Source organism: Roseateles depolymerans (assembly GCF_003387155.1).
Taxonomy (GTDB): Bacteria; Pseudomonadota; Gammaproteobacteria; order Burkholderiales; family Burkholderiaceae_C; genus Roseateles; species Roseateles depolymerans.
The window spans coordinates 355,561-380,708 of sequence record NZ_QUMT01000003.1; the positions used below are offsets into that span (position 1 = coordinate 355,561).

Genomic DNA, 25,148 nt, shown 5'->3' on the forward strand with positions numbered 1-25,148 from the left:
ATAGGTCGCAGGGGGACGGGCCTCGGAGTGCCGGGCGTGATTCGCACCATGAGCCGCGGAGGATGGGCAGGGCGTGGCGGGCTTGGACAGAGGCCAGGCGTCAATTGGTGGCGTGGCGGCACGACGCGCCTGTCGATCCAGCGCATGACTTTGGACAGTTGTTGTTCTTGAACGACGTCCATAGAGTGAGCGCTCTGTTGAATCCTCGCGCCATGGCCTCTCCATATCGCCTCAAGACCGTATTGCCTGACGACGTACTGCGCGTGCATTCCTGCACTTCGCGTGAGGGCCTGAGCGACGTTGGAGTCACCACACTGACGCTGCTCAGCGAGCGCAAGGACATCTTGGCCACCGAGTTGCTGGGCAAGCTGGCCACTCTGACGATTGCATTGCGCGAGGACGCTCCTCGCCACCTGAGTGGCTACGTCACCCGCTTCGCACAGCGGGGCTTTGAAGGCAAGCACTGCGTTTATGAAATGCAGCTCAAGCCCTGGCTGTGGCTGCTGTCACGCACATCCGACTGCCGGATCTTCCAGGCAATGTCAGTTCCGGAAATCGTCAATCAGGTGTTCGAGGACCATCCGGTCGCCCGTTACGAATTCAGGTTGATGCGCCCCTACCGGACCTGGAACTACTGCGTGCAGTACCGCGAGACCGACTTCAACTTCATTGCGCGGCTGCTGGAGCATGAGGGCATTTACTGGTATGTCGAGCATGACGAGAGCGGGCACAAGGTCGTTCTGTGCGACTCCACCACCGGGCACGACGCGAAGCCCGGATGTGAATCGTTGCCGTTCTACGGGTCGGAGTCGCAGGGCGCGCCGCAGTTGGAATACGTGCAGAGCTGGAGCGGGGCGCAGTGCGTCCAGCCCGGTAAGGTAGTCATCACCGATTACGACTTCGAGAAGCCCTCGAGCGCGCTGGAGACCAGTCGGTCTGTCAAGCGCGATTACGACCTCTCGGAGGGCGAGATCTTCGATTACCCAGGCGGCTACACCAAGGCCGGGGACGGATCGCAGTACGTAGAGGATCGGCTCGACGAATTGCAGAGCAGCCAAGAGATGTACGACGGCACGACCAACGCGCAGGGCGTGCAGACAGGCCACCTGCTTTCGCTGACGCGGCATCCGCGTGACAGCGAAAACGCGCAGTACCTGGTGACCAGCACGCACCTGAGCCTGCATCAGGCAGCGAACGAATCCGGCTCAGGCGCGACCTCCCTGCGCTGCAGCTTTACCTGCATTCCAGCGCAGCAGCAGTTTCGGCCCGCGCGCCGAACGCCCAAGCCGGTGGTGTCGGGGCCGCAGACGGCGATCGTGACGGGGCCGGCTGGCGAGGAGATCCATACCGACAAGTTCGGCCGGGTGAAGGTGCAGTTCCATTGGGATCGCCGAGGCAAACGCGACGAGCGCAGTTCATGCTGGGTGAGCGTGGCGCATCCATGGGCGGGATCGAACTTCGGCGGCATCCACATTCCGCGCATCGGGCAGGAGGTGATCGTCGGCTTCATCGAAGGCGATCCGGACGCGCCGATCATCATCGGCCGCACCTACAACGGCGAGAACCTGCCGCCCTGGGACCTGCCGGCCAATGCGACGCAAAGTGGATTCCTGACGCGCTCAACCAAGGGCGGGAGCTATGGCAATGCCAACGCGATCCGCTTCGAGGACAAGCAGGGCGCCGAGCAACTGTGGATCCACGCGGAGAAGAACCAGGACATTGAGGTCGAGAACGACGAAACTCATTGGGTCGGACGTGACCGGACCAAGACGATCGATAGGCACGAGACGACGCTTGTCAAAGGCGACCGCACGGAGACGGTGAATCTGGATGAGACGATCACGATCCATCAGAATCGCACTGAGCGGGTCGATCTCGACGAGAAGATCTCGATCGGGATGAACCGGACCGAGGACGTAGGCGTCAACGAGACGATCAACATCGGGTCGAACCGGTCGGTGACGATCGGGGGCAACAAGACCGAGACGGTCTCGATGGCCAAGGCCGAGACAATCGGGCTTGCAAAGGCGCTGACGATCGGGCTGGGGTATCAGACCTCCGTGGGCGCAGCGATGAACACGACTGTTGGCGGCCTGCAGACAGAGCAGGTCGGCCTCTTCAAGCAGGTGTCCGTGCTGGGTGGTGATTACACCGTGAGCGTGAGTTCCGGCGGCTACGCGCTGACTGCTGCCAAGGAAATCAATATCACAGTCGGCAAAGCCAGCCTTGTGATGAAGGCAGATGGTGCCATCACGATCAACGGGCACACTTTCAGTGTTGGTACCAGCGACGCTCAGAACTTCAATGCCGACGGTGACATCACCGTCAAAGGCAAGACCATTTACGACAACTGATCATGAAGCATCGCGTCTCCGAGTACGACCCCGCCTCAGTGCTTTTGCCTGAAGAGGACCCTGGTCTCCTGCAGCAGATGCTGGAGCGCCCGGTCACTCCCAGCCCGGCCAGGGTTGACGGGATTGCGATTGGGGAGCTGGCAGGCCAGACCGCCGATGGCGATACCTTGGTGCGTGTGCTCCTCCTGGGCGCAGAACCTCTTGTCGCGCGCGTTGCGACCGTTGTGGATGTAAAGCGCGTCGGGCAGGCCGTTGCGGTGGCCTTCGAAGGCGGGGATCCAAAGAAGCCGATCATTCTTGGCGTTATGCAGTCGTCCGGGATTCCACCACAGCCGGTCACGCAGCCATGGCGCGCCATGGAGGCATCGGTGGACGGACAGCGGCGGGTGGTCATTCAGGCAGATCAGGAGATTGAACTGAGATGCGGTGAGGCGGCCATCCTCATGACCGCCGATGGCCGCATTCATCTGCGCGGCCAAAACATCACCAGTGAAGCGGACATGTCGCAGCGCATCCTTGGCGCATCGGTGAGCGTGAACTGAAGCCGGGACGTCATGAAAATCGTCGCCGCGTCTCGGCAATTAGCTACCAGCGCCACGGTCAGCGTGGACAGCACGGGGCGGGAGCATCTGACGGTAGTCAGCAAGGCCACCTGGAGCTTGCCGGAGCCGGGTCAACGACCCCGTCCGCTGCCGCCGCAGGCGCTCGCGTTCACCGATCAATATCACGGCGAGCCTGGAGCCAGTGCGATGCGCTATGGCGACGACTTTGCCCGCCACAAGGCGCGCTGTGACGTACTGTTCGATGCCCAAGCACATTCACCCAATGGCCAACCGTTCAAGCACCTGGACGTCCAATGGCAAGTGGGGGCCTTGAGCAAGCGGTTGCTGGCTTTTGGTCACCGTGAATGGCGGCTCAGCAATGGACGGGCGTTCATGACGGAGGCCATCCCGATCCAATCCGTTCCGCTCCACTATGGATTTGCCTGGGGAGGCTCCCAGCTGCCGCTGGCAGATGCGGGCCAAACGCCAGTGCCTCATCCATTGAACCCTGCGGGACTTGGCTGGTTCGATGCGGAGCGGCTGTCACTGATTGACGGACAGCCTTTGCCGTCGTTGGAATTACCCGGCCAGCCAATCCAGCATCCGGGGCAGAAAATGGAGCCCGTCGCGTTCTCCGCAGTCCCGCGCGACAGCGAATGGCGCCGCCGCTATGCAGGCACCTATGACGCCGCGTGGCAGCGAGACCAGTTCCCGTTGCCACCCCATGACTTCGACGAGCGCTTCCACCAATGCGCGCCGGAGGATCAGCAGATGACCTATCCAGAAGGGGGCGAAGAGGTCATGCTCCAAAACATGGTCCGAGGTCGTCCGCAGGTGCGCTTCAAACTGCCCCGTCTGAACCTTCACAAGGTCCACGTGCTACGCACCGACTACAGCGTTGAATCGCCGCAAGCGGTGGTGGATACCTTGTTTTTTGAACCGGACGAGGGCCGCTTCTCGGTCGTCTGGCGCGCGAGCGTTCCCATCCGCCGCCGAATTCAGGAATTTGACACGATTGCAGTTGGCGCTGTCGATCCGGCTTGGTGGCTGGACTTGATGGAAGGCCGCTGCATCAACTGCGGGGAGGCCGCTTGATGTCCCTGGTGGTGGAATCGGCAGGACTGTGCTGCTCAGTGGGCGCTTCGCTGGCAAGCGCAGCTTATGCGATCCGAGCACGGGTCGATCACTTCCAGCGCAGCGAGTTCCGCGACGAGACCGGGCAGCCATTGGTGGTTGCGCGGTTAAAGGTGAGTAACGATCTCTGGGGCGCCAGTAGGCTGGCTCAGTGGATCCGCGCGTCGGTGGAAGACTGCCTGAGAGGCGCAGTGGAACGACATCAACCCTCGCAATTGCCACTGTTCTGGCTGGCCCCCGAGCCGGAGAGGCGTGGTGCCAATCCTGGTTGGTATCGCACGGCCTATCACCAAGCCCTCGCCCTCATGGGCGGGAGTTTCCATCCGGAATCGAAGCTCTTCGCGCTCGGCCGGGCAGGACTACCTGCGGTGCTCGATCACGCAAACCAATGGCTGGCTGCCAACCCGGGACGGTCAGTGCTGGTGCTGGGCGCGGACACACTGCTTGAGGCCGCGGATATTAGTGAGCACCTGCGAGCCAAGAGGCTGCTCGTGGGAGACAACTCGGACGGCTTCATTCCGGGGGAAGCCGCTGCGGCGCTGTTGCTTCGTCACGATCTCTCCCCGCCGGCCGGACAGACGCATCTACATGTCCTTGGCTGGGCCCAGGGGCAGGAACCAGGTCGCTGTGACGGAAGCGTGCCGACGCGCAGCCAGGGCCTGACCGATGCCATGCGGGGCGCGCTCAATGGCTCAGGCTTGTCCCACGAGCAACTGGGGTTCCGATTCAGCGACCAGAACGGCGAGGCTTGGTTCGCGAAGGAGGCTTCGAGCGCTTTGGCCCGCGTCACGCCGGTGGGCGGCCACAAACTGCCCGTCCAGACCTTGAGCGATTGCATCGGTGAGGTGGGCGCTGCGACCGCTCCCACCATGCTGGCCTATCTGCACGCACTGCGGCCAACGGCGGGCCGTCCTCCCTATGCGCCGGGTATTGCCGGTCTTTTGCATTGCGCGAGCGACGCCGACCTTCGCTGCGCGGCTGTCGTTGCATACCGCGCCAGCTGATGCCGACATGGCCTCGACACCACTTTCAGAACATCCATGGGCACTAACGTATTCATCAACTCGCGTGAGGCCTGCTCCAAGGCGGCTGATGGCTTCACTGCTCCGGCCTTTCCCGATCCGTGCTGGAGTCCTCCGCCGCCACCGGCCGGTCCTGTGGTGCTGCCGTACCCAAATTCCGCCTTCGCCAGTGAACTGACCAATGGCACCAAGACGGTCTTCATCAAACGCAAGCCGGTGGCAGTGAAGGACGTGTCGTTCCTGGCCAATAGTGTCGGCAATGAGCCGGCAACCCAGGCTTTCCAGAAGGGCGTGGCCACACAGGTCATCAAGGGCAAGAGCTACTTCGTGGATTGGTCGCCCAACGTCAAGTTCGAGGGCCTGAACGTCTGCCGTCATCTTGATCCCACCACGCACAACCATCGCTAAGGCTGAGCCATGACAAGAACCGCTCTCCCTGGTGGACGCCGTGGCAGCACACAGCGCAACCGCGCAGGAGACACCTCCTCGCATGGTCAGCACCCCCGGCAGGCGCCCAAGAAGCAGGCGGCGTCCGGCACGAACACGGCCACTTTTCCCTACCTCGACAAGCTGAATCTGCCGCCGGCATGCAAAGCTGACAGTGATCGCATCCATGAGAAGTGCGATAAGGACGAAGGTATTCAGGAAGGCAAGGACTCATTCGGCAAGGCTCGGACGAATGAGGCGCAACACAAGCCAGGATCGCTGGTGCACCGCATGCAAGGCACTTTCCGAGGCGCTTTGCGGGCCATCGACGGGGTGGGGCGTAGGGCCAGCGGCTACAAGCAGAACAGCAAGAACCAGTGGATGGACAACCATTGCACCGGGCTGTGGAACAAGCCTGGGGGTGGCGAGGGCGGTAGCAACATCAAGAGGTTCGAGGATCAGATCGCCGATGCGATGAAGAACGAGAAGGACATCGTCGAGAAGGCCAAGGCCGAGGCGATGGACAAGTTGCAGAACTTCGCGAAGGACTACTACAAGGAACACTTGAACGACACGCTCGGTGCTGCGGCAGAGAAGGCGGCGAAGCGGGCAGCGATGTCGCGGTTTCCCACCCTGATGGCAGTCGTGGGCCGTGTCAGCGCCTACGAGGGGCTGGGCAAACTGATGGGCAACGTCGCGGGGGCGATTGCCACCGACGACATGGCCAGGCGCTTCGATGCGTTGGAGAAGACACTGACCGCGGCGCAGGAGAAGCTCAACGAGGTACTGACTTTTTCCAAAGGCAAGGTCGAGGACGCAATGGCGTCGACACAGGCAGGCATCGCCTATGCGAACCCTTGCATCAAGGCGCGAAAATGCATGTTGCTGCCTTACAAGGACACGGACAAGACTGCGCAAGGCAATGGCTGCTGCCCGGGCCAGACTGGCCACCACGTGTTACCGGACGCGATGTTTTACAACTATGCACCGGCGACCCATCCCAAGACCGGCCAGGTGAGCATGAAGAAGGCCGGGCAACGTGATTGCTGGAAGAAGTACAAGCACGGCGATGCGCCGACGATGTGTTTGGAAGGTACGACGAATCGGGCAACGAATGGCAGCCATGGATTGGCGCATGCCGCAACCAACGAATTTATCGAGGATCTTCGTAGTTCGCAGGATATCAGTTATGAAACGGCATCCTCGGAGATCGCTCAGCGGCTGGGGAAGCCATTTGGTTGTAACCCGGCATGTATCAAGGCCCAGTTAGATGCATATTACAAGAAGGTTCACGGCTGCGGTGATTTGACGGGGGCGCAGGTCACGCCGCACTCGGGTGAGCCAGGCGGTGGACCAAGCATCGGGAGTGGTGATTTGGAGTGATTCAATGAAGATTTTTTCGAAAGAAACTTTCAAGGCGAATGTCGAGGGTTACACCATTTTCGACTGCGCTTTCAATACGGTTGATAGGTTCTGCTTTCTCCTGGTCGAGGAGAAGGAATCTCGAGATATCCTGCCTAGGACGAGATTCCTCGTTCTAGGTCTTGATGGCCCAAAAGCTCCACGAATTGGGTACTACGACACAGGCGAGATGTCGTTTTCAACGATCGCCCGTGGATTTGACCCTGAAGAATATGTTGCTGTGGATACGGTGAGCAAGGTTTATTCGTCAGATTCAAAGCGGCGCGGTGAAGAGATCCCTATCGAAAATCTCATCAGTCTTAAAACTCCGGTCGGGACTATGGTCACGATCCGTCGGGTGGTGCGGGTTGCAGGCAAGGTGTACGCCGTGGGTAGCAATCGGCGGCTGTATCGGCGCGAAGGCATTGACCAATGGGTGGATCTTCACAGCGAGGGGCTCGGCGCACCAATGCCGGCGGACTATCACGATCCCAAGCTGAGCGGCTCCTGGAGCCGCGTGATGGGCTTCAGAGATCTCAGCGCGTTCAACGAGAAGGACTTTTACGCAGCGGGTGGCGAAGGCGACCTCTGGCGCTTCGACGGCAAGGCTTGGTACCAATGCCCACTGCCCACCAACGCGCAGTTGGAAACCGTCTGCTGCGCTGGCGACGGAAAGGTCTACGTGAGCGACCTGCATGGCAACGTCTGGGCGGGCAGAGAAGATCAATGGGCCCAAGTCGCCCGCAGCGAGTTGAGCTGGGGCTCTCAGCCCGTTGACGCCTTCTGGTTCAAGGGCCGCATGTACTTCGGCGCACAGGAAGGTCTGTACGCGATCAATGACGACAAGGAACTGGTGCCGCTGGGCGATCTCGACGACGGCGTGCCCAGTTCGATGGTGACGGGCCGCATCGACATCAGTCCCGACGGCAATCACCTGCTCACGGCTGGCCCCTACGGCGCTTGCCTCTTCGATGGCCAGACGTGGACCCGGCTCTTCAGCGCCTACGATTTCCGTTGAGATGACGCCTGAGCCTACCGTCGTACCGCGCTTCGACCAAGTGCTGCGCCGCCATGTGCAGGACGCAGCCTTCTATTGGCGGCAGCAGGACAGCTCCTTGCAGTCTGTGCAACTCACGCCCGACCGCCTGGACGAGTTCAGCCTCCAGATGCATGCGCACCTGGATGGGCTGCTTCAAGCAAAACGCGAGGGCTGGGATTGCGCGCTTGAGGCCTTCGAGCGTTGGCGTCAGGCCGGCGAGACCTTCGTCATTACCTGGCTGGCGGCCCAGATCGACCATGGATCTCTATGGGAAAAGGTATGGCCGGTTGTGCAGGCGAATCCGGATGGCTTGATCCGTGGCGCTGTTTCCGCCTTGGCATGGCTTCCTACGGAGCGAGCCACGCTCCTGATGCGGCGGTGGTGCGCTGAGGCGGAATCACCGATTCGCACGGTTATCGCGCTTCGTGCTGCGGCGCTGACGGACGTGCCTGTACAGGCGCTCAGCGACCAGCCGCTCGCGGCTTGGCTGGGGCATGTCGATCCCCATGTGCGGGCTTCCGCTTGCCGATGGGCTGCCATTGCCGGGCATCACCCTGAGCCCGTGGAGGGCGCACTCCACCAGTGCCTGAATTCCGACGACCGGCGCGTACGTGCGGAAGCCGCCATCACCTTGGCGTTACGGGGGGAAGGCAGTGATGTAGCCCTCAGCGCGCTCTGGCGAAGCGTGACTGAACAACTAAATGATCTCCAGACGGCCACTGGCTGGCATCAAAAACAGGGATGGCGGCGTCTTAATCGCTGGCTGGCGCATCTTGGACATGCGGCGCCGCGCGGACACCGCGGCATCGCTGTCCTGCTTCGCCAACTCCCGTCGCGAGCCGCTCTGCGCGTGGCGCTTCACCATGGCGATCCCGCCTGCCTGGATTACGTGCTTGGGCAACTGGATGAACCGGAAAACCAACGCCTCGCCGGGTGGATATGGCAGACCTTGACGGGTTGGGACCTGGAGCTCAACGGCCTGACCGCTTTGGACTCGGAGGATGAGACATCGCGCGGCCTTGAGGTGCCCACCGGTCAGTCGGCGTTTGACGTCGGCCTGCCGACGCCTGACGTGGCTGCCATCCGGAGACTGCATGCCGAACTGGCCATCGAGATTCCGGACGACGCTCGGCTGCTTCAGGGGGAGGCCGTGTCATTGGCACTAGTCGCGGAAATACTGGCCGATGCACCTCAGGCGGTACGGCATGTGGCAGCGCTGGCGTTGGATTACGGGGCGCCAGAGCATCCATTTCATGTCCGCGCGCCGATGTGGAAGCAACGGCATGTGATTCGGTCTCTAAGACAGGCTGCCGAAACATGAGTCCGCTCGATCCTTGGGCGGATGCTCAGGTTATTGCCCAGCGTCTTTGCCAGGGTGAGACCGAGCTGCTGGTGGTGATCGGTGCGGAGCGTTGGTGCGGAAAGTGCCAGCGGCTCCGGCCAGCTTTCGACCAGTTGGCGGCGCGATTGCCCAATCATGTCCTGCCCATGTGGCTGGACCTTGAAGACCACGCAGAGTTTCTCGGCGGCTTCATTCCTCCTGACCTGCCGCTGCTTCTTCGATGGCGACAAGGCGTTTGCGTTCAGGCGGCCGTGATCGACGACATCGCTCTGGATGCGTCCCAGGACGAGCGCGCGAAGCTCCATCCCCTGGTGATCGAGGGGATACGAGTGCGCGAACCGCATGAGGGCGATTTGATCGAGCTCCCCAGGCTATGGACGGAATTCACGACTGCGACCTGGGCCGAAGCGGGAATGGAAAGCTGAGGACCGCGCACTCGTCAGCGCGCGGGCGACAGGGATGAACTCAGGGCGCCCTCGCCCGCCCTTCCACTCCGCAGATCGGCAGGTCCCGCTCGGAAGCCGGCACCGGCACACCGGGTCGCGGCATGCGGCAGTCCGCGGCCCCTTTGCGTCCGCCTCCATTCGAGGCCCCAGCGGCCACCGACGGATCCAATTGCCGACGCAGCTCCATGACGCGGCGCTGCTCCGCCATCAACTGCTCCTGGATCTGCCGCTGCTGTTGCTGGAGCGCCGAGACATCCGCGCGGCTCTGGTTCTCCTGAGCCTGGATCATGGCGCGATACCGCCGGTCCGCTTCCAGTTCCTCGGCCATCTGTCGTGCCTGGGCCTGGGCCTGTCGCAGCTCACGCTCAGCAGCGTCGGTCTGCGCCTTCAGTTCCAGCCGGCGCAGTTCATCGCCCGCCAGGGCCGCGGATTGACCTGCGAGTTCTTCATAGGTTCGCAATGCCTGGGCGCTGTCCTGCGCCTGCACGACGCGCCACAGGTCCTTGTCATGCGCCAGCACCACGAAGTAGCGGGCCGTGCCAACGTGGAAGAACAGCTGGGCATTGAAGCTGCCGTTGTCGGCGCGGCGCATGGACGTCAGTTGGCCGGCGGATTGCAGGCGCAGCACCTCGTCCATCAAGGGCGACCGCGGAGGCGCCAGGGTCGGTGCGGGTGCGGGGACCGCTGCGGGCGCAGGTGCGGCTGCGGCGGTCAGTGGCGCTGCAGTGGCGGCGGTGTGTGCCGATGTAGCGGCTGCGCCTCCCGCGCCAGCACCGGCCCCGGTGTTCGTGGCACCCACTGTTGGCGCAGCGAGTGCGGCAGGCGGTGTCGATGCGGACATCTGAGCACGCAGCGGAGCCGGCGCTCGTGCGAGTGTGGAAGGCTGTGCCTGTGCCTGTGGCTGCGCTGCAGCTTGCGGCGCCGCGAGAGGTGTTGCCTGAGCCTGACCCTGAGCCTGAGCTTGTTGCGGTTGCTGCGGCTGTTGCTGGCCCTGGACCGGCACCCGACTCCGCACCGACGTCGTTGTCGCGCCCGGATCTCTCGCCTCGGTCTGCGGCTGCGGCTGCGGCTGCGCAGCCCCTCCCGCCCCTGCTTCCGCCAGCGTTTCCCCCAGCAATGCAGGACGCCCGGCCTCCCCCTGCCCCGCCAGTCGGCGGAAGCTGTCGAAGCCCAGCTGGGCAGCCCGTTCATTGTCGGCCCGCACCACTCGCCGGACTTGTCCGGTTCGCGAGGTCACGGCAATGTAGTAGCGGTTGCTGCGCGGATGCAGCAGCAGCTCGATCGTGCCTTGGTCTGTCTTGAGCTTGCGCAGCGACACCAGCGCCTGCTGCGACTGCAGCACCTGGAGCTCCATCACAACGGCCGCTTCCTGCGGCGTGGCCGTGACCGGCTGCGCCAGCGTGCTGGCATGCCAGAGCGCGACCATCAGCAACGGCAGCACCGCCAGCAAAGGACGCAGCAGCGCGTCCATCATGCGTCGCAGTGCGGACCGCCAGCCCTGTGCACCCGTCTGCGCTTCGTCAAACGTCGGCAGTGGCGGGCGCAGGCTCACGGAGCCCGCATCGGACGCAGCTCGCGGCGCCGGCAAGCCCCGCCGAAGACCCCGAAGACCCCGAACACGCCGCACATGCAGCACACGCTGCAGCGCCAGGTCCGTCGTGGACCCGATCGCAGTCCGCAGCAAGGGGCGCACCGCGGCATCAGGCCAGAGGGCAGAAAGTAAGGCGGCATGAAGCCGCATGGCTGGGCGCTGCGTCATGTCAGAGAGTCCGAGGCGGTGGAAGGAAGCGCATTGTTGGAAGCTCTTCGCAACGGGTCTGTCGAATTGGTCAACATCCCGGCGGCCCCACAAACACTGGCCAGTCGGCCACTCCTCGTTCAAGTCAGGCGACCACAAACTTTCATAAGCGGCCTGCAACATCAGGTCATGTGAAGAAGCCACACAGCCCGGTGATCGCCTTCAAACCCACCAGGCTCCGACAGGTTTCTGAAGGGCACTTGATGCATGCTGCGCACCTGACTGTCGCCCTCCGGCGGACACCTCACAAGAAAGACAACCCATGAACCGCCGCGAATTCTTTCCGCGGCAGGTCGTCGATGCGGGCGCAAACCGCTGGGACTGGGCGCTGCTGCCCCTGGTCCTGGCCGCACTGGTCCTGCTGGCCTACGGCGCAGCACAGATGACCCGTCCGTTCGAGCTTGGCGACCCGCTGCCGCTGTCGCTGGACCCGACCCTGCTGCCTTATTACCTGCTGCGCACCAACCTGCGGATGCTGGCCGCCATGGTGCTGGCCCTGCTCTTCAGCGCGGTCTTCGGCGTGCTGGCGGCCAAGGTGCGCGCGGCCGAAAAGGTGCTGGTGCCGATGCTGGACATCCTGCAGTCCATTCCCATCCTCGGGTTCCTGTCGATCACGGTGACCGGCTTCATCGCCCTGTTCCCCGGCAACCTGCTGGGGGTGGAATGCGCCGCCATCTTTGCCATCTTCACCTCGCAGGCCTGGAACATGGCCTTCAGCCTCTACCAGTCGCTGCGCACCGTGCCGGCCGAGCTGCAGGAGGCAGCAGAGGTCTTCCAGCTGTCCCACTGGCAACGCTTCTGGCGGCTGGAGCTGCCCTACGCCATGCCGGCACTGCTGTGGAACATGATGATGTCCATGTCCGGCGGCTGGTTCTTTGTGGTGCAGTCCGAGGCCATCTCGGTCTCCAACCAGAACATCAAGCTGCCGGGCGTGGGCTCGTACATCGCACTGGCCATCGAGTCCCGCAACATGTCGGCCATCCTGTGGGCCATCCTGTGCATGCTGGTGGGCATCCTGCTGTATGACCAGCTGGTGTTCCGTCCGCTGGTGGCCTGGGCCGACAAGTTCCGCTTCGAGGACAGCGGTACGGAGAACGTGCCTGAATCGTGGATGCTGAACTGGCTGCGCCGCACCCGCGCGACGCGCCGCCTGGGCACCTGGTTCGTGAACCGTCTGGAGCACAGCCTGATCTGGTTCCGCCGCTCGCACGACGGCACGTCCATCCTCGCCCGCCAGCGCCAGGGCACCCCCACCCTGCAGCGCCTGTGGGACGCGGTGCTGGCCGCGGCGGTGATGCTGGCCGTGTGGCGGCTCATCGAGTTCGTGCACACCGAAGTCGGCTGGTCCGAAGCGGGTCATGTCTTCATGCTGGGCGGCATCACGCTGCTGCGGGTGATGGTGCTGATTGCGCTGGCCGCGATGGTGTGGGTGCCGGTGGGCATCTGGATTGGCCTGAATCCACGCTGGAGCGGACGGCTGCAGGCCGTGGCGCAGTTCCTGGCCGCGTTCCCCGCCAACCTGCTCTATCCGGTGGCCGTGATCGCGGTGGTGCATTGGAAGCTCAATGCCGATGTGTGGCTGTCGCCCCTGATGATCTTCGGCACGCAGTGGTATGTACTGTTCAACGTCATCGCCGGTGCATCGACCATTCCGGCCGAACTGCGTCATGCGGCCGGCAACCTGGGCCTGACCGGCTGGCTGAAGTGGCGTCGTTACCTGCTGCCCGCCGTATTCCCCAGCTTCGTCACCGGCGCCATCACCGCCAGCGGCGGCTCATGGAATGCCAGCATCGTGGCGGAATACGTCAGCTGGGGCGACACCACCGTGCAGGCCCACGGCCTGGGCGCCTACATCGCGCAGATGACGGCCCAGGGGGACTTTCCCCGCATCGCCCTGGGCATCGGCGTGATGTGCATCTTCGTGATGGGCCTGAATCATTTTGTCTGGCGCCGCCTCTATCGGCTGGCCGAGGACCGCATGCATCTTTGAATCGGTGTCGAAGGAGTCTTCATGTCCGCCACCATCCTCGAACTGACCGGCGTCGGCAAGACGTTCCGCTCCGCCGACGGACACCTGCGCCCGGTGCTGCAGGACGTCGATTTCCATCTGCGTGACGGCGAGATCGTCGCGCTGCTGGGCCAGTCCGGCTCCGGCAAGAGCACGCTGCTGCGCATCATGGCCGGCCTGGTCAAGGCGGACCATGGCCAGGTGCGTTACCGCGGTCAGCCGCTGTTTGGCCCGGCCCGGGGCATCAGCATGGTGTTCCAGTCCTTTGCGCTGTTCCCGTGGCTGACGGTGCAGCAGAACGTCGAGCTGGGGCTGGAGGCCCGTGGCATGCCCAAGGCCGAACGCGAAAAGCGGGCCGAGGCGGCCATTGCACTGATCGGGCTGGCGGGTTTTGAAGGGGCCCTGCCGCGGGAGCTGTCCGGCGGCATGCGCCAGCGAGTGGGTATCGCCCGGGCGCTGGTGACCGAGCCGGATGTGCTGCTGATGGACGAGGCCTTTTCCGCGCTGGACGTGCTCACCGGCGAGCGACTGCGGGAGGACATCCTGGAGTTGTGGCAGGACGGCGGCATGCCGACCAAGGCGATGCTCGTGGTCTCCCACAACATTGAGGAAGCGGTGCTGATGGCGGACCGGGTGCTGATCTTCGCCAGCGACCCCGGCCGCATCCGTTGCCAGCTGTCCGTGCAGTTGCCGCGCCCGCGCAATCCGGAAAGCGCCGATGTGCGCGCGCTCATCGATGAGGTCTATGCCCTGATGACGGCGGGTGCGTCCCGCCCGGGTCGCGGCCATGGCGCCGTGGAGACCGGTGCTGCGGCGCCGCCGCTGGTCGAGCGCCTGCCGTCGGCCGATGTGGCCCGCATGGACGCCCTGCTGGAGCTGCTGGCCGAGCCGCCCTTCAACGGCCGGGCCGACCTGCCCCCGCTGAGCGAGGAGTCCGGCCTGTCCGACGCCGAATTGCTGCCGGTGGCCCATGCGCTGGCGCTGCTGGGCCTGGCGCAACTGGACAGCGGCGACCTGCAGATCACCCCGCTGGGCCGTCGTTATGTGGAGGGTCCGAATGAGCTGCGGCGCGGCCTGTTTGGCCAGCAGCTGATGACCCATGTGCCGCTGATCGGACACATCCGCCACAGCCTGGAGCAGGAGGCGACCGGCCAGTTGATGGACACCCCGGTGCGGCGTCTGCTCTCCGAGCATCTGAACGACGAGGAAGCCGATGCGGTGATGAAGACCGCCGTCTCCTGGGCCCGCCACGGCGAGGTGTTCGAATACGACTACAACACGGGCAAGCTCAGCGTGCCCGATGGCGATGCGCTGACCTGAGAGGGTCACGCATCCACAAACGCCGCTGCGATCATGGCGCCGACATTGACCGGCGCCTCCTCCTCGCGCGGGCAGTAGACGATGTCCCCCACCTGGATCGCGCTGCCGCTCAGCACGCAGGTGCCGGTGCGCTTGGCCGGCACCATGTCCCAGATCTGATAGCCGTAATGGCAGACGCCGGGGTCGGACCAGGAAATGGCCGCCGTGCGCGGCGTGGGCCGGTCCAGCACATGGATGCGTGCCGGCGGGCGCGGCGGCCCGTCATTCACCGTCCGGCGGACCGCCGCACGGCCCACGGCCAGCCCACCCGGCATCCGCTCGTTCGCCTCACGCGCCCCCAGCCAGGCGATCGTGCGCAACCAACCCTCCTGGGGCATTTGCTTGTGCTCGCTGTGCATGCCTGCCACACCTTTCCGAAAATGGTCTGCCGGGAAGCGTTCCCGCCAATGTCGTTGTCAGAGACTTCTGAAATAATTCAACGAGTGATGAATATAGCAAAGAAGGCCATCCGATGAGTGCGTCCCCCCGCTCTCCCTGCAGCGAGGCGCGTGTGGCACGCAGCCGCGGGCGTCCCTGCAGCCAGACGGTGCAGGGCGCGGACGCGCTGCTTCGCACGGCGCGGGGCATCTTTGCCCGGCGCGGGTATGAGGCCACCAGCGTGCGGGACATCGCCCGCCAGGCGGGGGTGGACGCCGCCCTGATCGCCCATCATTTCGGCTCCAAGGAAGCGCTGTGGCGTGCGGTGGTGGAGCAGATCGCCTGCACCATCGATCCGATGCTGGTGCGGGTGGCGGACCTGCGCAGCCGCGCAGAGCTCTCCCCCCGCCAGCGGGTGGAACAGGCGCTGGAGCACTTCATGGACAGGGTGTTCGAGGACCCGGACATCGGCATGTTCTTCTCCACCGCCGCCACCGAGGAAGGGGAGCGGCTCAATCTGCTGGTGGATCGAATGGTGAAGCCCTTTCATGCGGTCTTCCTCCCCCTGATGGAAGACGCGATTCAGGCCCAGGAGATACGGGCCTGCGATCCGGCCCTGATGTTTTCGATGCTCACCCACGGCATCAGCAAGACGGTGGCATATGCGCATGTGATGCGCGCGGTGTCGCCACTGCCGGAGGATCCGGTCCGGTTCAAGTCGGAACTGCGCCGGGTGGTGGCTGCGCTGCTGGCCTGATCAGGATCGCCCCCCGTGGACAACTTTCAGCGCACGCTGCGGCTGTTCATAGGTTCTGTGGACAAGCCTGTTGGAAGCCCGGGCAGGGATGCTGCAAGTGCTTGTCAGCATTGGAAGAAGCCTGCAGTGCCTCACTTTGAGGCAGTCACCGCGCAGCCCTCTGCGGACCCAAAGACGCGTGCGGCAAGCGACCCGGAGTCGCCGCCAAAGCCCGCATTCGAGTTGACAGCCCGCGCCTGGGGACAACTTTTCCGGCGCGGGCTCGCGGGGACTTCACTGTTCACCCGTTCTGTGGACAAGTCTGTTGGAAGACCGGGCAGCAGTTGCACAACTCGTTGATTTCAAAGGGGATCACTTCCACTGCCTCATTTTGAAGCAGTATCCACAGGGGCTGCCGGCGCGGGGGTGCGGCGGGGGACAAGTCCGCGCTGCCCGGCGTCTCGCCCTCTCCGACCGCGCTTTCTGATTGCGCCCGCTCAAACGATGCGCAGGCCCAGGTTGGGCAACCCGTCGATATGGCAGTCGAGGACGTCGCCCTTGACCACCGGCCCGACGTTTTCCGGCGTGCCGCTGTAGATGATGTCCCCGGGGAGCAGCTCGAACGCCTTGGACAGATTGGAGATCTGCTCGGCCACGCTCCAGATCATCATGCTCAGGTCGGCGCTCTGGCGGGTCTCGCCATTGACCTTCAGCCAGATGGCGCCTTGCTTGGGATGTCCCACCAGACTCACCGGATGAATGGGACCAATCGGCGCCGCATGGTCAAAGCTCTTGCCGATCTCCCAAGGCTTCTTTTCGTTGCCCATGGCGCGCTGCAGGTCCCGCCGGGTCATGTCCAGCCCGATGGCATAGCCATAGACCAGGTCCAGGGCCTGCTCGACCGGCACGTCGCGCCCGCCCTTGTGCAGCGCGGCCACCAGTTCCACCTCGTAGTGATAGTTCTTCGTCAGCGTCGGATAGGGATGGTCTGCCACGGTCCCGGGGGCCACGTTTTGAATGGCATCGGTGGGTTTCTGGAAAAAAAACGGCGGCTCGCGCGTCGGGTCGCTGCCCATCTCCCGTGCATGCGCCGCGTAATTGCGGCCAATGCAATAGATGCGACGGACCGGGAACTGCAGGGTGCTGCCGGCAATGGGAATGGTGGTGGGCGTGACCTCGAACGGCGTCTTGGGAGCAGTCTGCGCTTGTCCCGGCAGCGCACAGCCGGCGACGGCCCCCGCTGCCATGGCCGCTGAGGTGCTGAGCAACGAGCGGCGCGCGAGGCCCCGGGGCCGGAGCCCGGAGAACGAATCGGTCATGGAAGTCTCCTGAGGGTGTGATGGAACCCGTGAGACTGAGACTAGCCCCGCGCCTCGGCCAGGGCCTATCCGCGTTTGCCACGAAAGGCTGCACGGGGATGCGATTAGCGATCCATCAGGACGAGCCTTCCACGCCAGCGGCGACGCCCATGTCCTTGGCCGCCTGCCCTCAAGCCTGCCAGACGCCGAACCCCGCCTCCCGCAGGCCGATGGCCAGCTCCACCTCCATCTCGCACGCGGCCTCATACGGCATCGGGTTGTAGACCTCATAGAGCTGCGGCAGCAACCGCAGCCCGTAGTCGAAGACAAACCGGTTGGCCTGGATGCCGGCCTTGTGCTTGTCAAAGCGCAGGTCCGGGTCCAGGCCCGTCATGCCCACATAGACGAACGGTTTGCCCAGTTGATAGTCCGGATTGGCGCGGCGAAAGCGCGGCTCGTTCCAGACCCGGTCCGACAGTTCAACGACGTAGACGTGATGGTGATGGCGGCGGGACATGAGGACGGCCAGGCGCTCGAAAGGCGGCGCAGAAGGCGGAGCAGAAGACAGCGCAGAGTCCGATTGTGCAGGCGCTCCACCCCCGCACGCTCGCCCGGTCGTGATGAGATCCGCACATCGCGTGGTCCGATGGCAACGGCAATGACACCGTTACCAGCGAGTTTTAGAGGCATCTGTCCATAAAGCACGAAAAGGCCGGTGAACCGACCGCACCACCCTTTGTGGAAACCGGGTGCCGGTGACTACATTGAAGAGCTCCGCAGAGACTCAGGACAAGGGACAAGTCATGAAACTGAACAACATGAGGCTGGCCTCCAGACTCGCCATGGGATTTGGCGTGGTGCTGGTGCTGCTGGCCGCGATCGTGCTGATCGCCGGCATGAGCCTGGGCCGCACGGCCGAGTCCACCCGCAACATGATGGCCGTGCCCCTGCAGAAGGAGCGGCTGGTGAGCGAGTGGTACATGCTCACGCTGGTGGGCGTGAAGCGCTACACCGCCATCGCCAAGAGCACCGACGCCTCCCTGGCCGACTACTTCGCCAACGATGTGAAGATCTCCACCGCACGCGGCAACGAGATCATCAAGGCGCTGGACGGCCTGCCCAAGAGCGACGAAGAAAAGAAGGTCGTGGACCGGCTGATCGAGGCACGCAAGGTCTACACCGGCACCCGCGACCGCATCGGCGCCGCCAAGAAGGCGGGCAATGCCGACGAAGCGATCCGCATCCTGGAGCAGGAGTTCCGCCCGCAGGCCGACACCTTCCTCGGCAACATGGTGGACTACCTCAAGTTCCAGCAAAAGACGCTGGATGAAATGGCCAAGGAGGTGGATGCCGCCACCACCTCGGCGCAATGGCGCATCGGCCTGATCGGCGCGCTGGCTCTGGTCGTCGGCGCCGTGTTTGCCTGGGTGCTGACCCGCTCGGTGACGGTGCCGCTCATCCGCGCCCAGCAGATGGTGCAGGCCGTCGCCAGTGGCGACCTGACCCGCTCGGTCAAGGCCGAAGGCCGCGACGAGATCGCCCAGATGATGACGCAGCTCGACGCCATGCGGGTGAGCCTGCAGACCGCCATCTCCACCGTGCGGGATTCGTCGGAGAACATCCAGAATGCCTGCCAGGAAGTCTCCGCCGGCAATCAGGACCTGAGCCAGCGCACGGAACAGACCGCCGGCAATGTGCAGCAGGCCGCCAGCGCGATGGAGCAGCTCAATGGGACGGTCGGCCAGACGGCGCAGTCCTCCCGGGAAGCCAACCAATTGGCCACCAATGCGGTGGAAGTCGCCACACGTGGCGGTCAGGTGGTGGCCGAGGTGGTGTCGCGCATGCAGGGCATCCATGGCAGCTCCCGCAAGATTGCCGACATCATCGGCGTGATCGACGGCATCGCGTTCCAGACCAACATCCTGGCGCTGAATGCGGCTGTGGAAGCGGCCCGGGCCGGTGAACAGGGCCGCGGCTTTGCCGTGGTGGCCACCGAGGTGCGCAACCTGGCGGGGCGCTCGGCCGCTGCGGCCAAGGAAATCAAGTCGCTCATCGAAGCGAGCGTGGAGCAGGTGGAAGCCGGCACCACGTTGGTCAACCGCGCGGGGGACACCATGAATGAAGTGGTCACTGCCATCCAGCGCGTGACCGGCATCGTCGGCGAGATCAGCGTCGCCAGCGCCGAGCAGGCCGACGGCGTGTCGCAGGTCTCGGGCGCCGTCACCCAGATGGACGCCGCCACGCAGCAGAACGCCGCCATGGTGGAAGAAATCGCCGCCGCGGCCTCGAGCCTGCGTGGCCAGGCGCAGAGCCTGGTGGACGCGGTGCGCGTGTTCCGGCTGTAAAGCCTGCGGGGTGGCGCGGACCTTCCTAGTTCCTATACTCGCAGGCATCCACTGTCTGCGAGTTCATCATGTCCGCTGCATCGGCGTCGCCGAAGTTCTCCGCCTCCCCCAGCCAGTTGCTGATCGTTGATCCGCAGAACGACTTCTGCGACATCGACGGCGCGGCCCTGCCCGTGCAGGGCGCCAACGCGGACCTGCAGCGACTCGCGCATTTCATCCGGACGGCCGGGGCGCAGCTGAGCGACATCGTCGTCACGCTGGACTCCCACGCCGCCTATGCCATCGAGCGGCCGTCCTTCTGGCAGACCGCTGAGGGCGGTCCGGTCGCCCCCTTCACCCAGATCACCTCGCAGCAGGTGCGCGAAGGCCACTACGCGCCACGCGACCGGCATCTGGCCGAACATGTGCGCTTCTATCTGGACGCGCTGGAATCCAGCCCGCACCAGTACCGACTGATGGTCTGGCCGGCGCACTGCATCACCGGCAGTTGGGGCCACAACATCCACCAGGACGTCGCGCAGGCGCTGGCCGACTGGGAACAGCAATCCCTGCGGGTCGTGGACAAGGTGCTCAAGGGCCGCAACCCGCTCACCGAGCAGTACAGCGCGGTCAAGGCCGAGGTGCCCCTGCCGGACGACCCCTCCACCGGCATCAACCATGTGCTGGTGGACCGCATCGTGTCCTTCAAGGGCCTGACCTTCATCGCGGGCGAAGCCAGCAGCCACTGCGTCGCCGCCACGACCGAAGACCTGCTGGACGCGATGACGCCCGAGCGCCGCAGCCGCGTGGTGCTGCTGCGCGACTGCATGAGCCCGGTGGGCGGCTTTGAAGCGGGCGAAGCGGGGTTTGTGGAACGCGCACAGGCCCAGGGCGTGCGTGTGATGACGGCGGCGCAGGCGCTGGCGCTGGTCACGCCCGCTGCGGCCGGCACTCAGGCTTCGTAGACTTCCAGCGGCAGACCGTCGGGGTCTGCGAAGAAGGTGAAGGCGCGGCCGGTGTATTCATCTATGCGCACCGGTTCCACGGCGACGCCCAAGGACTCGAGATGCGCCTTGCAGGCCGTCACGTCGTCCACGGCGAACGCCAGGTGCCGCAGGCCCTGCGCTTCTGGATAGGACGGTCGCGGCGGCGCATCCGGGAAGGAAAACAGCTCGATCTGCGAGCCGTCCGGCAACGCGAGGTCCAGCTTGTAGGACCGGCGCGCTTCCCGGTAGTGCTCGGCCAGGACCTTGAGCCCCAGCACCTCGGTGTAGAAGTGGCGGGAGCGGGGGTAGTCACTGCAGATGATGGCAGCGTGATGCAGGCGTTTCAGCATGGCGCGGGCGGGAATTCAACAGACGCCATTAAGCCACGGCGGCGGCGTGGAAGGTCTGACCGGCCAGCGCGTCAGTCAGCGCGTCATCTCCGCAGACGCCACCGCAGGCAGTGCCGAGGCCTGAACACTGGCCGTGAAGTAGCGGTAGGCGGCGCTGTCCGCCGCGCCGTTCACCGACGGGGCCGCCTGCGCCGACGGGCTGGCTGCACCGCTGAGCGCATAGCTGTGCACATGCACCACATCCCCGCCATGCTCGAACTGGCAGTGACCCGCATGCGCGGTGCCCTTGGCGGCGCGGCGGTCGATGTCGTCCTGATCGTCGTCCACATCGACGTTCACCCAGACGTATTCCAGCCCGCTCTGGCCCCGCTCGGCGGAGGTGGACCGCACCGGTGCCCCTTGCCAGGTCGAACGTAGCAGGGACACGCAGCGCTCATGCTGCTGCCGCTCGAAGGCGGACAGTTCCGGGCCGTCGTAGGCGGGCAGGCGGTCGCAGGCGCTCAGCCCCAGCGTCGCGGCGGCCAGGGCCAGGGACGACACCAGGCCGGAGACACAATGGCGGGCAGACAGCAGACGGGACGACACGGGCAGCTCCAGACAGATCAGGGTTAGCCCGTAGCCTACGTGGAACAGGCTTCTCGCTCATGAAGCCAAGCTGAAGACCGCACGCCAATGCGGGCATGATGCGCCCAAAGCAGCCATCATTCGCCCCCGAGTCACTTTTACGTCCGGCTAGTGAACCTGACGCTTCTGGCGTGCCACCACGGTCATCAGCACCGCCGCCACCACGGTGGAGCTCACCACCACATAGCCCACCAGCGGAAAGTCCTTCACCTGCCCGTCCGCGCCGATGTAGACCAGATGCCCGGCGATCAGCGAGGCCACGCCGCCCGCCAACTGCTGCAACGCGCTGTTGATGGCACTGAAGGCGCCGCGCTGCTCGGGCGACGGGATGCCGCTGACCATGGCCTGCCAGGGAATCAGCCGGGAGAAGATGCCGGCGAACAGCACCACGTTCACCACGATCAGCAGCGCCAGCGACGACGGTCCCAGGTGGGTATAGAGAATCACCATGACCACGGTGATCACGCAGCCCGTATAGAACACCGGCATCGGCCCGAAGCGGTCCGACATGCGCCCGATGAAGGGCGACACCACCAGCGTGAAGAGCCCGGTGACCAGATAGACCGCCGGCAGATGGTCCAGCGAGACCCCGACGTTGTGCACCACGAAGGCACTGGCGAAGGGCATCAGCATGAAGCCGCCGGTGGTGAGCAAGGCAGTGACGGCAAAGGCGATCCAGTGCAGCGGCTTGGACAGCACGTGGCGCAGATGCCGCGCCACGCCGTCCGACCGTCCGGCCGCCAGATGCGCATTCACCGGCTTCATGAAGACGGCGATCAGCACCCCGGCCACCACCCCCAGGGCCACCAGCGCCAGAAACGGCGCATGCCAGCTCCAGCGGGAGGCGAGGAACAGGCCGAAGGGCAGACCCAGCACCTGGCTGGCTGCAAAGCCGCCCTGCAGCAGGCCCATCACCCGGCCCCGCTGGGCCGGCGGAAAGAGGTCCGCAGTGATAGCCATCACGATGGAGCCGATCACGCCGCCAAACAGACCGGTCACCACCCGCGCGATCAGCAGCATCTCGTAGCTGGTGGCCAGCCCGCACCACAGGGTGCCCAGCAGGAACCCGGTGTAGAAGAACAGCAGCAGCCGCTTGCGGTCGTAGCGGTCGGCGAATCCGGCGGTCATCAGCCCCGACAGGCCCGCGCTGAAGGCATAGGCCGACACCACCATGCCGAACTGCTGTGCCGACATGGACATGGCCGGCATGATCATCGCGCCCAGGGGCGACATGATCATGAAGTCCAGGATCACGGCGAACTGCAGCAGCGTCAGCATGCCGGTGGCAAAACGCTGGTAGGGCGTGAACGGCAGCGGCGCGCCCGGAGGCGCGCCAGGAGTCATCGGAGTGGCGGACATGCGAAACCCAGTTGCCCCGGATCGGGGGAAGGCCGGTTTGTAGCAGGCTTTGCCATTCCGATGGTTTCAGCGGATCACCAGACCCGGATCGGCTTGGGCGCCACCATGGCATCCCCTGCCTTGCAGCTGAAGGCCTGGGCAAATTCCGGCATGTTGGACATGGTCGCCACGACGCGGTACTTGCCCGGCGAATGCGGGTCGGTGCGCAGCTGGTTCAGCAGGGCCGCTTCCCGGGTCTTGTTGCGCCACACCAGCGCGTTGGACAGGAAGAAGCGCTGCTCCGGCGTGAAGCCGTCCACCTTGTCCCGCTGCCCGGTGCGCTTGAGCGCGTTCTGCAGCGCGTCGAAGGCGATGGGCATGCCGGCCATGTCGGAGATGTTCTCGCCCAGCGTCAGCCGGCCGTTGATGTGCGTGCCCGGCACCGGCTCATAGCTCTCGTACAGCGCCACGACGCGGTCCGCGTTGGCCTTGTAGGCCTCGGCATCCGCGGGGGTCCACCAGTCGTTGAGGCTGCCGCCGCTGTCGAACTGCCGGCCGCGGTCATCGAAGTGGTGGGTGATCTCGTGGCCGATCACCATGCCGATGCCGCCATAGTTGACCGCATCGTCCGCCTTCGCATCGAAGAACGGCGGCTGCAGGATGCCGGCCGGGAAGGTGATTTCATTCAGGCCACCCGCCTGTGCATTCACGATGTAGGGCGACATCGTCCAGCGGGTCCGGTCACTGGGGCGATCCAGGTCCTTGAGCTGTTCCTGGAAGGCCCAGGCGGACGCCTTGAGCTGGTTGCCGGCAAAGTCCTTCGGATCAAGGCGCAGGCCCTCGTACTGCGGCCAGGTGGTCGGCGCGCCGATCTTGGGCTGCATCGCGGCCAGCTTCTCCAGGGCACGCACCTTGGTCTGCTCGCTCATCCAGGCCACGTTCTGGATCTTCTCGCGCATGGCCGCCTTCACATCGTCGATCAGCAGCGTGGCGCGGCGCTGAGCTTCCGGCGAGAAGGCGCGGGCCACGAACAGCTCACCCAGCGCCAGGCCCAGCGGCGCCCCACCGGTGCGGCCGCCGATCATCATGATCACTTCCTGCTCGCGCGGCTTGTGCTGCTCCAGGCCGGTGATGGTCTTGTCGTAGTAGTCGAACGCCGCATCGGCATAGACGGCGGGCAGGCGGGCGGCGCTGTTGTCCAGCACCCGCATCCGCAGATAGGTCTTCCAGGTGGACACCGGCGTGCTGGCGGCGAGCTCAGCCACTCGCTTGAGGAAGGCCGGCTGGCCGACGATGACACGGTCCACGCCGTCAGTCCGCTTGCCGTTCAGCGTCAGGGCCTTGAGCCAGGCCTGCCAGTCCAGGCCCGGCGCCTTCTCGGCCAGCTCGGCCGGGGACATCGGGTTGTAGACCGCCAGCGGATCGCGCATGGCTGCGCGGGGCATGGTGGCGTCCGCCAGCCGCGCCTCGAAAGCCATCAGGGCATCCAGCGTGTCGGACGAGGCATCGGCGCCGGAGGCCTTCAGCAGCCGCTCCGCATACTGGCGGTACGCCGCGCGCAGCCGCTTGGCCAGGTCGGTGTCCTTGAAGTAGTCGTCCCGGTCCGGCAGGCCCAGGCCGGACTGGGTCAGGTTCAGCACCTGCACGGTGGTGTTCTTGGGGTCGGGGCGGACGTAGGTCCCGACCGGGGCGGCAATCTGCACCCGGCCCAGCTCGGCGAGCACCGCAGGCAGGTCGTCGGTGGTCTTCAGGGACGCGACCCGGTCCAGCAGGGGCTTCACCGGCTTGAGCCCGCCCGCTTCGATGGCGGCGCGGTCCATGCCGCTGGCGAAATAGGCGGCCACCTGACGCAGACCGGGGCTGGTCTGCAGGTCCGGCTTCTTCACCAGTTCGGCCAGGGCATTGGCCAGCAGGCGGTCATTGGCGACACGCAGCGCGTCAAAGCTGCCGATGCGGGTCTGGTCCGCCGGCAGCTGGGTGCTGGCGAGCCACGGGCCGTTCACGTAGTCATAGAAGTCCGCGCAGGGCGACACCTCCTTGGAGAAGCTCTGGACATCCAGGGCCCGCGCCGGAGCGGCGGTCAGGGCAGCGGCTGCGGCGGCGGCAATCAGGGCAATGCGGAACATGGCGGTGGCCCCGGGTGGCGGGGCGGGTCTGCATGAGAAGGGCGCAAGGCTACCGCCGCTCGAATCGTCCGGCCATCCGCCATTGCCCAGGCGTGGCTTTTGGCACCCGAGCGCATG

The 25,148-nt window shown here is 64.9% G+C and carries 22 protein-coding genes; 14 read left to right on the forward strand and 8 right to left on the reverse strand.

Translation table 11 applies throughout. The features are described from left to right. The first annotated feature begins 212 nt into the window (after window positions 1-212). Genes DES44_RS15400 through DES44_RS15440 form a run of 9 tightly spaced genes read left to right on the forward strand, consistent with a single transcriptional unit; the run spans window position 213 to window position 9,685 of the window. Window positions 213-2,354 (forward strand): type VI secretion system Vgr family protein, encoded by a 2,142-nt coding sequence (locus tag DES44_RS15400; RefSeq protein WP_083525323.1) that lies wholly within the window; start codon window positions 213-215, stop codon window positions 2,352-2,354. Between the two features lie 2 nt (window positions 2,355-2,356). Next, window positions 2,357-2,896 carry a DUF6484 domain-containing protein gene (locus tag DES44_RS15405; RefSeq protein WP_058933846.1) on the forward strand — a complete coding sequence of 180 codons (540 nt, stop codon included), beginning with the start codon at window positions 2,357-2,359 and terminating at the stop codon, window positions 2,894-2,896. Window positions 2,897-2,908: 12 nt separating this feature from the next. Further along, a complete protein-coding gene (locus tag DES44_RS15410; RefSeq protein WP_058933845.1) occupies window positions 2,909-3,991 on the forward strand; it encodes a DUF2169 family type VI secretion system accessory protein in 1,083 nt (360 codons plus the stop codon). Then, entirely contained in the window at window positions 3,991-5,034 is a 1,044-nt protein-coding gene (locus DES44_RS15415) for a hypothetical protein (RefSeq protein ID WP_058933844.1), read from the forward strand. Before DES44_RS15410 ends, DES44_RS15415 begins: the two co-directional genes overlap by 1 nt. Window positions 5,035-5,070: 36 nt before the next feature. Beyond that, window positions 5,071-5,460 carry a DUF4150 domain-containing protein gene (locus DES44_RS15420; RefSeq protein WP_058933843.1) on the forward strand — a complete coding sequence of 130 codons (390 nt, stop codon included), beginning with the start codon at window positions 5,071-5,073 and terminating at the stop codon, window positions 5,458-5,460. Between the two features lie 9 nt (window positions 5,461-5,469). Further along, the gene (locus tag DES44_RS15425) at window positions 5,470-6,861 is read left to right on the forward strand and encodes a hypothetical protein (protein ID WP_083525322.1); all 1,392 of its coding nucleotides are present in this window, start codon (window positions 5,470-5,472) and stop codon (window positions 6,859-6,861) included. Window positions 6,862-6,865: 4 nt separating this feature from the next. After that, window positions 6,866-7,897 (forward strand): hypothetical protein, encoded by a 1,032-nt coding sequence (locus DES44_RS15430; RefSeq protein ID WP_147307105.1) that lies wholly within the window; start codon window positions 6,866-6,868, stop codon window positions 7,895-7,897. Between the two features lies 1 nt (window position 7,898). Beyond that, window positions 7,899-9,239 carry a HEAT repeat domain-containing protein gene (locus DES44_RS15435; protein ID WP_058933840.1) on the forward strand — a complete coding sequence of 447 codons (1,341 nt, stop codon included), beginning with the start codon at window positions 7,899-7,901 and terminating at the stop codon, window positions 9,237-9,239. Further along, window positions 9,236-9,685, forward strand: a complete 450-nt coding sequence (locus DES44_RS15440; protein WP_058933839.1) for a thioredoxin domain-containing protein — start codon at window positions 9,236-9,238, stop codon at window positions 9,683-9,685. The genes DES44_RS15435 and DES44_RS15440 overlap by 4 nt, the downstream gene beginning before the upstream one ends. Before the next feature lie 40 nt (window positions 9,686-9,725). Here the strand turns inward: DES44_RS15440 and DES44_RS15445 are convergent, their stop codons facing one another. Then, window positions 9,726-11,258, reverse strand: coding sequence for a DUF2968 domain-containing protein (locus tag DES44_RS15445; RefSeq protein WP_058933838.1), 1,533 nt, complete (start codon window positions 11,256-11,258; stop codon window positions 9,726-9,728). 508 nt (window positions 11,259-11,766) lie between these two features. Between DES44_RS15445 and DES44_RS15450 the strand changes: the two genes are divergently transcribed. Both DES44_RS15450 and DES44_RS15455 read left to right on the forward strand, forming a co-directional pair. Then, on the forward strand, window positions 11,767-13,494 hold the full coding sequence (locus tag DES44_RS15450; protein WP_058933837.1) for an ABC transporter permease: 1,728 nt from the start codon (window positions 11,767-11,769) through the stop codon (window positions 13,492-13,494). Window positions 13,495-13,515: 21 nt separating this feature from the next. After that, window positions 13,516-14,832, forward strand: coding sequence for an ABC transporter ATP-binding protein (locus DES44_RS15455; RefSeq protein ID WP_058933836.1), 1,317 nt, complete (start codon window positions 13,516-13,518; stop codon window positions 14,830-14,832). A 5-nt stretch (window positions 14,833-14,837) separates the two neighbouring features. Here DES44_RS15455 and DES44_RS15460 read toward each other — a convergent pair whose 3' ends face one another. Continuing rightward, on the reverse strand, window positions 14,838-15,191 hold the full coding sequence (locus DES44_RS15460; RefSeq protein WP_170156683.1) for a DUF3331 domain-containing protein: 354 nt from the start codon (window positions 15,189-15,191) through the stop codon (window positions 14,838-14,840). 152 nt (window positions 15,192-15,343) lie between these two features. Here DES44_RS15460 and DES44_RS15465 point away from each other — a divergent pair, with 152 nt between their 5' ends. After that, entirely contained in the window at window positions 15,344-16,006 is a 663-nt protein-coding gene (locus tag DES44_RS15465; RefSeq protein WP_058933834.1) for a TetR/AcrR family transcriptional regulator, read from the forward strand. A 476-nt stretch (window positions 16,007-16,482) separates the two neighbouring features. On the opposite strand, the gene DES44_RS15470 is transcribed toward DES44_RS15465, so the two are convergent. Together DES44_RS15470 and DES44_RS15475 are read right to left on the reverse strand one after the other, a co-directional pair. Continuing rightward, window positions 16,483-17,304, reverse strand: coding sequence for a fumarylacetoacetate hydrolase family protein (locus DES44_RS15470; protein ID WP_058933833.1), 822 nt, complete (start codon window positions 17,302-17,304; stop codon window positions 16,483-16,485). A 169-nt stretch (window positions 17,305-17,473) separates the two neighbouring features. Beyond that, a complete protein-coding gene (locus tag DES44_RS15475; RefSeq protein ID WP_058933832.1) occupies window positions 17,474-17,800 on the reverse strand; it encodes a hypothetical protein in 327 nt (108 codons plus the stop codon). A 286-nt stretch (window positions 17,801-18,086) separates the two neighbouring features. Here DES44_RS15475 and DES44_RS15480 point away from each other — a divergent pair, with 286 nt between their 5' ends. Together DES44_RS15480 and DES44_RS15485 are read left to right on the forward strand one after the other, a co-directional pair. Next, entirely contained in the window at window positions 18,087-19,628 is a 1,542-nt protein-coding gene (locus DES44_RS15480; protein WP_058933831.1) for a methyl-accepting chemotaxis protein, read from the forward strand. Between the two features lie 68 nt (window positions 19,629-19,696). After that, window positions 19,697-20,572, forward strand: a complete 876-nt coding sequence (locus DES44_RS15485) for a cysteine hydrolase family protein (RefSeq protein WP_058933830.1) — start codon at window positions 19,697-19,699, stop codon at window positions 20,570-20,572. On the opposite strand, the gene gloA2 is transcribed toward DES44_RS15485, so the two are convergent. The 4 genes from gloA2 to DES44_RS15505 all read right to left on the reverse strand — a co-directional run bounded on the left by gloA2 (window position 20,560) and on the right by DES44_RS15505 (window position 25,031). Continuing rightward, window positions 20,560-20,943, reverse strand: coding sequence for an SMU1112c/YaeR family gloxylase I-like metalloprotein (gloA2, locus tag DES44_RS15490; RefSeq protein WP_058933829.1), 384 nt, complete (start codon window positions 20,941-20,943; stop codon window positions 20,560-20,562). The two genes, DES44_RS15485 and gloA2, sit on opposite strands and share 13 nt — an antisense overlap. 75 nt (window positions 20,944-21,018) lie before the next feature. Continuing rightward, window positions 21,019-21,528 carry a hypothetical protein gene (locus DES44_RS15495; RefSeq protein ID WP_058933828.1) on the reverse strand — a complete coding sequence of 170 codons (510 nt, stop codon included), beginning with the start codon at window positions 21,526-21,528 and terminating at the stop codon, window positions 21,019-21,021. Between the two features lie 147 nt (window positions 21,529-21,675). Beyond that, the gene (locus tag DES44_RS15500) at window positions 21,676-22,926 is read right to left on the reverse strand and encodes an MFS transporter (protein ID WP_058933827.1); all 1,251 of its coding nucleotides are present in this window, start codon (window positions 22,924-22,926) and stop codon (window positions 21,676-21,678) included. A gap of 74 nt (window positions 22,927-23,000) precedes the next feature. After that, the gene (locus tag DES44_RS15505; protein WP_058933826.1) at window positions 23,001-25,031 is read right to left on the reverse strand and encodes a M13 family metallopeptidase; all 2,031 of its coding nucleotides are present in this window, start codon (window positions 25,029-25,031) and stop codon (window positions 23,001-23,003) included. Window positions 25,032-25,148 lie beyond the last annotated feature (117 nt).